This is a genomic window from Corallococcus sp. CA053C, assembly GCF_003611675.1.
Classification (GTDB): domain Bacteria; phylum Myxococcota; class Myxococcia; order Myxococcales; family Myxococcaceae; genus Corallococcus.
In genome coordinates this window covers 1-6,686 of sequence record NZ_RAWA01000482.1, presented here as the reverse complement: position 1 = coordinate 6,686, position 6,686 = coordinate 1, and the positions used below count along the sequence as shown (strand labels likewise).

Annotated in this window: 2 protein-coding genes; both read left to right on the top strand. The window is 71.9% G+C overall.

Annotated elements, in window-relative coordinates; translation table 11 throughout:
* The first annotated feature begins 14 nt into the window (after positions 1 to 14).
* A complete protein-coding gene (locus tag D7V97_RS37900; protein ID WP_120615473.1) occupies positions 15 to 5,153 on the top strand; it encodes a choice-of-anchor D domain-containing protein in 5,139 nt (1,712 codons plus the stop codon).
* Between the two features lie 175 nt (positions 5,154 to 5,328).
* On the top strand, positions 5,329 to 6,686 hold a 1,358-nt coding region (locus D7V97_RS37895; RefSeq protein ID WP_147445143.1), incomplete at its 3' end, for a PAS domain-containing protein.

Sequence of the window (6,686 nt, the reverse complement as noted above, 5' to 3'; positions counted from 1 at the left end):
CTGATGCCGGAACGTTGGACGCAGGAGCACTGGACGCAGGAGCGCTGGATGCGGGAGGCCCCGGCCCCACGCTCCCGGCCCCGCTCACCCTGTCGAGCAACACGCTCGACCTCCCCGCGCAGCCCGCGTGCACGGAGGCCGTGGGGAAGGTGCGGCTGCGCAACCCCTCGGCCCTGCCCCGGAAGCTGCTCTACGTCTCCTCCAGCGGAGGCTTCCTCCTCAAGGACGTGCGCGACGCGCTGGGGCTGGCCTGCACCCTGCCCTGCATCGTCCCGGCGGCCACCACCGCGGGGCCGGGGACCCTGGACGTCAACGTGTCCTTCACGCCGCAGCAGCCCGGCACGATGCGGGGCACGTTGGTGCTCGACACGGATGATCCGGACGCGCCGACACTCACGGCGTCCCTGTCCGGCAAGGCCACGGGCCCGCTGCTCGTGCTGAGCCAGACGACGGTGCCCTTCGGCACCCAGACGGCCGGCGCCTCCACGTCGCGCACCGTGACGGTGCTCAACCTCGGCAACGCGCCGTTCTCCGACACGCCTGGCGCCACCGCCCCCTTCACCGTCCCCGCCTCCCTGCTGACGGTTCCAGCCGGCGGCGCCGCGTCCCTGACCGTCCAGTTCCAACCCACCACGCGGGGCGACTTCCTGGGCGCGCTGTCGCTGACGCACACCGACCTGTGTCCGGCGGCGCCCACCGCCTGGCTCACCGGCCAGGGCGTCCTCCCGCCGAAGGTGGCCCTCAGCCACGACACGCTCTCCTTCCCCCGACAGGCGGTGGGCACGAAGAGCGCCGCGCAGCAGGTGACCGTGCGCAACGACGGCGACGCCCGCCTCCAGGTGACGGGCCTGACGCTGACGGGCGCCACGTCCTTCCAGGTGGATCCCGCGGTGGCGTTCAGCCTCGCGGCCGGGGAGAGCAAGCCGCTCTCCGTCACGTTCCTCCCGACGGCGGCCGGCCCGGCCTCCGCGACGCTCCAGGTGCACAGCAACGACACGGGCACGCCCACCGCGTCCGTCAGCTTCTCGGGGGACACCGTGCCGGGCATCGCGTGCCTCGCGTTGGCACCCAGCGCGCTGGACTTCGCGCAACAGGAGGCCGGAGACGCCTTCAGCGAAACCAAGAGCGTCACGGTGTCCAACACGGGCACCGTGTCGCTGAGCGTGACGCCCGCCGTCAGCTTCGCGGCCTTCACGGTCAACCCCTCGACGCCCTTCACGCTGGCGCCGGGAGCCGCGCCGCGCGAACTGCTCGTGACGTTCGACCCGCGCGTCCAGGACTCCGGAGCCCTGGGGGGAACGCTCTCGCTCACCTCCACGCCCACGTCGGGCTGTCCGTCCGACATCGCCCTGAGTGGCACCGCGAAGCGCACTCAGCTCACGGTCAGCCCCACGACCCTGCCCTTCGGGGACGCCGTCGTGGGAGGGGCCTCCCCCGAAAAGCAGCTCACGCTCCAGAACCCCACCGACTGGCCCGTCACGGTGTTCCCGGTCCCCTCGGAGCCGCTGCGGCCGTACCTCCTCTCCGGCATCCCCGCCGAGGGGCTGACGGTCCCCGCGCACAGCAGCGCGCTGCTCACCCTGACGTTCGTGGCGGCCACCTGGGGAGAGTCCTTCGAACGGACGCTCCAGCTCCAGAGCACCGCGACCGTGCCCGTGTCCCCGGTGACGTTGCAGGGCCGCGCGCTCGCCCCGGAGCTCGTCGTGACGCCCGCCACACTGTCGTTCCCGAGCCAGCCGCCGGGAACTGAAACCGTCAGCGAGGTGCAGCTCACCAACAAGGGCAACCAGGCGTTGTTCCTCTCGCGCATCACGCTGGACAGCGGCGCGCACTTCGAGCTCCGCGACTTCCTCCCGCAGACGTTGCAGCCCGGCGCGTCCACGCCGCTGAGAATCGCGTTCAGGCCCACGGACGTGGGCACGCTGGAGACGCGAGCGCGCTTCTTCACCATGGACGACCAGCCCCTGCCCCCGACGCTGCTCGTGAAGGCGAGCGCCACCGGCCCCATCCCCGTCTTCGGCGTGGAGTCCATCGACTTCGGGCAGCAGCAGGTGGAGCAGCTCCACGCGAACACGCAGCTCACGCTGAGGAACCTCCTCCAGGCCAACGACTCGCTGCGCGTGGTGAGCGCGAAGGTGCTGACCTCGTCCTCGCCGTTCGCGGTGGACGCCGTGCCGCCCTCGGAGGTGCCCATCGCGCCCGGCGAGGAGCGCAAGTCGCCCTTCCGCGTCACCTTCGCCCCGAGCACCGTGGGCCGGCTGTCCCGGGACACGCTGGAGGTCGTCTTCCGCGGAGAGCAGTCCAGCACGACGGTGACCCGCAGGTTCCCCTTGAGCGGCCAGGGCGCGGACGTGCAGATGACGGCGGACCTCGCGTCCGTGGACTTCAACGAGACGCTGCCCAACACCACCACCCTGAAGTCCCTGGTCCTCACCAACACGGGCCAGGTGCCCATCAACCTGCGCAGCGTCGTGACGAACCCGGACACGTACTTCAAGGCGAGCGTCGACAAGTGGCCCGACACCCTCATCCCGGTGAACGGCACCCGCCGCATCGACATCACCTTCAGCCCCACGCGGACGGGCTTCGAGTCCGCCCGGCTGGAGATCAAGCTGGCGACGGACAAGGACCCCGCCATTCCCTACCTCACGCGCTCGCTGTCCGGCGTGGGCGCGTTCGCGAAGCTGGAGCTGAGCACCAGCCTGCTCACCTTCGGTGAAGTGCCCCGGGGCACCTCCAGCGTGCAGACGATGACGCTCAAGAACATCGGCACCGCGACGCTCACCGTGTCCAACGTGCTGGCCGCCGGGCCCTTCACCGCGAAGCCGCAGACGGGCTCGTTCCCGCTCACCCTGGTGAAGAACGCCACCGCGCTCCTGGACGTCACCTTCCGCCCGGAGACGTCCCAGGACGCGCTGGGCACCCTGCACGTGCTGAGCAACTCCGACGGCTCCACGGACCTGCCCCTCAATGCCACGGGCCGGGGCACCGTGCCCGTGCTGGTGTTGCCCGGCGGCACCCGTCCGTCCTTCGCGCCCCAGGCCCAGGGCATCGAGGGGCCCTCGCAGCCCATCGTCGTGAAGAACGAGGGCAAGGCGCCGCTCGCCGTCTACTCCATCACCGTCCCCGGCGACTTCTGCCTCTACCCGGAGCCGCGCCCCGCGACCGCGACCTGCGCCCCGTCGCTGCCCGGCTTCAACGTCCTGCCCGGCGCGACCGCGTCGTTCCACGTCGCGGCGAAGCCCTCCACGCGGGGGCCCATCAGCCGCGGCCTCACCCTCGTGAGCAACGCGGAGACGAGCCCCACCGCCGTCACCCTGGAGGTCGAGGGCCTGGGCAGCGTGTCCCTGCCTTCGAGCGCGGTGAGCTTCGGCCCGGTCAACTTCGGGGCGAAGGCGGAGGTGGTGATGACGGTGACGAACACGGGCATCGCCGCCGCGCAGGTGTCGCTCGACTTCGACGCCGCCAGTCGCTGGCGCTCGGAGTTCTCCGCGCCGGGCCTGCCGTTGCTGGTGCCCCCGGGAGGCAGCGCGCCGCTCACGCTGCGCTTCCAACCGCAGGGGCCGGAGGGAGGCCGCAGGACGTTGACGGCCACGCTGACGACCAGCGGCACCACGGCCCAGGCGCCGCTGCCGCTGCTCTTGCAGGGCACGGCCACGTCCGCGCGGCTGGAGGTGGCGCGCGAGGACGGCGCCCCCTTCGACGCGGCGCTGGACTTCGGCGGCACGCGGGTGGGCGCGGGCTCGGAGCTCATCGCCCTGCGCCTCACCCACCTGGACCTGGGAGCGGGCAACGGCACGGACGCGGGAACCGGCGCGGAGGCCGGCCGGCTGACGATTCAAGACCTCCAGCTGGAAGGCGAGGACGCGAAGTCCTTCGTGATGCAGAAGCCCGCGCTGCCCGCGGTGCTGGAGCCGGGAGGCAACGTGGCGCTCACGCTGCAGTTCCGCCCGGACGCCCAGCGGCGCTTCAACGCCGCGCTGCGCATCACGTCGGACGACAGCCGCGGTACCAGCACGGTGGTGACCCTGGGCGGACAGGGCAGGACGAGCCAGCTCGGCCTGTCGGCGCTCAACGTGGAGTTCGGCGCCCGCGTGGCCGAGTCCTCGGCGTCCGCCATCCGCTCCGTGCGCATCACCAACGAATCGCTCCAGTCGCTGAAGGTGACGGGGCTGGAGATCGTCGGCGTGGCGGAGCAGTCGGAGCCGTCGCACTTCAGCCTGGAGCCGGAGCCCGTGCTGCCCCTCACGCTGGGGCCCCAGGAGTGGCGCGACCTCTTCGTGAAGTACGTGCCCCGCCCGGACGTCACCTCCAAGGCCGCGCTGGAGCTGGTGACCAGCGACGTGGAGTCGCCCGTATCCAGGGTGATGCTGTCGGGCCGGGGACTGTCCACGGTGTTCCGCGCGCTGAGCCGCACGGTGGACTTCGGCACCGTGCGCCAGGCGGAGGCCGCGTCGACGAAGGTGGTGCTGACCAACGACAGCACACGGGAGCTCGTGCTCCTGCCCCCGAAGGTGGAGGGGCCCCAGGCGTCGCACTTCACCGTGGTGTCCCCGGTCATCGCGGCGGAAGGCCGCGCCCTGGCGTCCGGGGACTCGCTGACGCTGGAGCTGCGGTACGACACCGCGCAGGTGGCCACGTCGAAGGCCACGTTGGTGCTGGGCACGAAGGAGCAGGAGCGCGCCGCGCTGCTGTCACTGTCCGGCGTGACGGTGGCGAGCTTCCTCTCCATCGAGCCCCAGGAGCTGGACCTGGGCTGGGTGGACATCGGCGCGACGAGCGAGCCCCGCGCCATCACCCTCACCAACCAGTCCGCCTCGCCCGCGCGCATCAGCCTGCTGGAGAACACGAACCCCGCCTTCGAAATCGATGCGAGCGCGCTGGACGCGGAGCTGCCCTCCGGAGCCCAGGCCACGCTGCGGGTGAGCTTCCATCCACAGGAGGGAGGCGCCGCCACGAGCACGCTGCGGCTGCGGCTGCGGGGGGAGACGGACGCGGAGGCGGCCCTCACCCTGCGAGGCCAGGCGCGCACGCTGGGAGGTGAAGGCGGAGGGTGCTCCTGTGGCACCAGCGGAGGGGGAGGCGCCGTGCTGGGGCTGCTGCTCGCGCTGGGGCTGCACCTGGGCCGGGGCCCCCGACGACGGCGCGGGTGACACGGGCGCCAGGGGCCGGCCAGTCAGCGGCTCCAGCCCCGGGTGGGTGGCGGCTGCCAGGGCGTCCCCGGGATGCGCACCCTCCAGATCAGGCCTTTGTCGGGGGCGGGAAGCAGCGTCACGAGGCGCTGCTTCCACGCTCGCGAAGGAAGGGGCCGGGCCCCAGGAGACGCGCGTGGAGAGTCCCAGCGCCAGCTTCGACAGTGTGGCCACCGAGGGAATCACCGAGGAGCACTCGCGACTGCTCCTCGAGACCCTGGTGGCATGCACGCCCGTGGGCCTTGCCGTGGTGGACATGGATCAGCGGTTCGTCCAGGTCAACGAGGCCCTGGCGGAGCTCAACGGGATTCCGCGCGCCGCCCACCTGGGCCGCAAGGTGCAGGAGATCGTCCCGGAGATGTGGTCCACGCTGCGCCCCCACTACCAGCACATCATGGACGGGGGAGAGGCGCGGACCTTTGAAATCAAGGGCGCGACGTCCAAGGCCCTGGGGGTGGAGCGCCACTTCCTGGCCAGCTACTACCCGGTGCGGACGGCTTCGGGGGTGCTGCTGGGCACGGGCGTCGTCGTGGCGGAGGTCACCGAGCAGCGCAAGGCGCACGACGCGCTCCGGGCCAGCGAGCAGCGCTACCGCTCGCTGGTGGAGGCCATGGCGCAGCCGGTGTGGACGACCAACCGTCGGGGAGAGGTGGTCGAACCCGCGCCGCGATGGCTGGCCTTCACCGGGCAGACCCACGAGGAGCACCTGGGGCTGGGCTGGCTCCACGCCATCCACCCGGAGGACCGCAAGCGCGTGGTGCGCGGGTGGGTGGAGGCGCTGCGTACGCGCAAGTCCTACCAGGGCGAGTTCCGCCTGCGCTTCCACGCGGGAGGCTACCGGGACGTGGTGGGCCGGGCGGTGCCCGTCTTCGATGACACGGGTGACATCGGGGAGTGGGTGTCCACGGCGGAGGACATCACCGAGCGCAAGCGGGCCGAAGCGCTGGTGGAGACCGAGCGCGCGAGGCTGCGCGCCGTGCTGATGAGCGCGCCCGCGGGTGTCGCCATCGTGGCGGGCCGGCAGCAGGTGTTCACGCTGGTGAATCCCCTCTTCCGGAGGGCGTCGCAAGGGAGGGACCTGACGGGCGTCTCGCTGCACGACCTGGATAACGAGCCGGGGCGGGCCTACTCGGCCATCCTGGAGCGGGCCTACACCTCCGGCCAGGTCCAGACGGACAAGGAGCTGCCCATCGTCTTCGACCATGACGGGGACGGGGTGGCGACGACGCGGCTCTTCGACGTCACCTACCAACCGCTTCGCGACGTGAGCGGGCAGGTGGACTGCGTGCTGTCCTTCGCCATCGACGTGACGGAGCAGGTGGAGGCCCGGCAGAAGTTGCAGGAGTGGGCCGCGTCGCTGAGGAACCAGCAGCAGTGGCTGGAGGCGGTGCTGGACCGGACGCCGGTGGCCCTGATGCTGATGGAGCCCCGCTCCGGCCGGCCCCTCTTCGCGAACCAGGCGGCCCGGGAGATGGCGGGGGGAGAGTTCCCGGG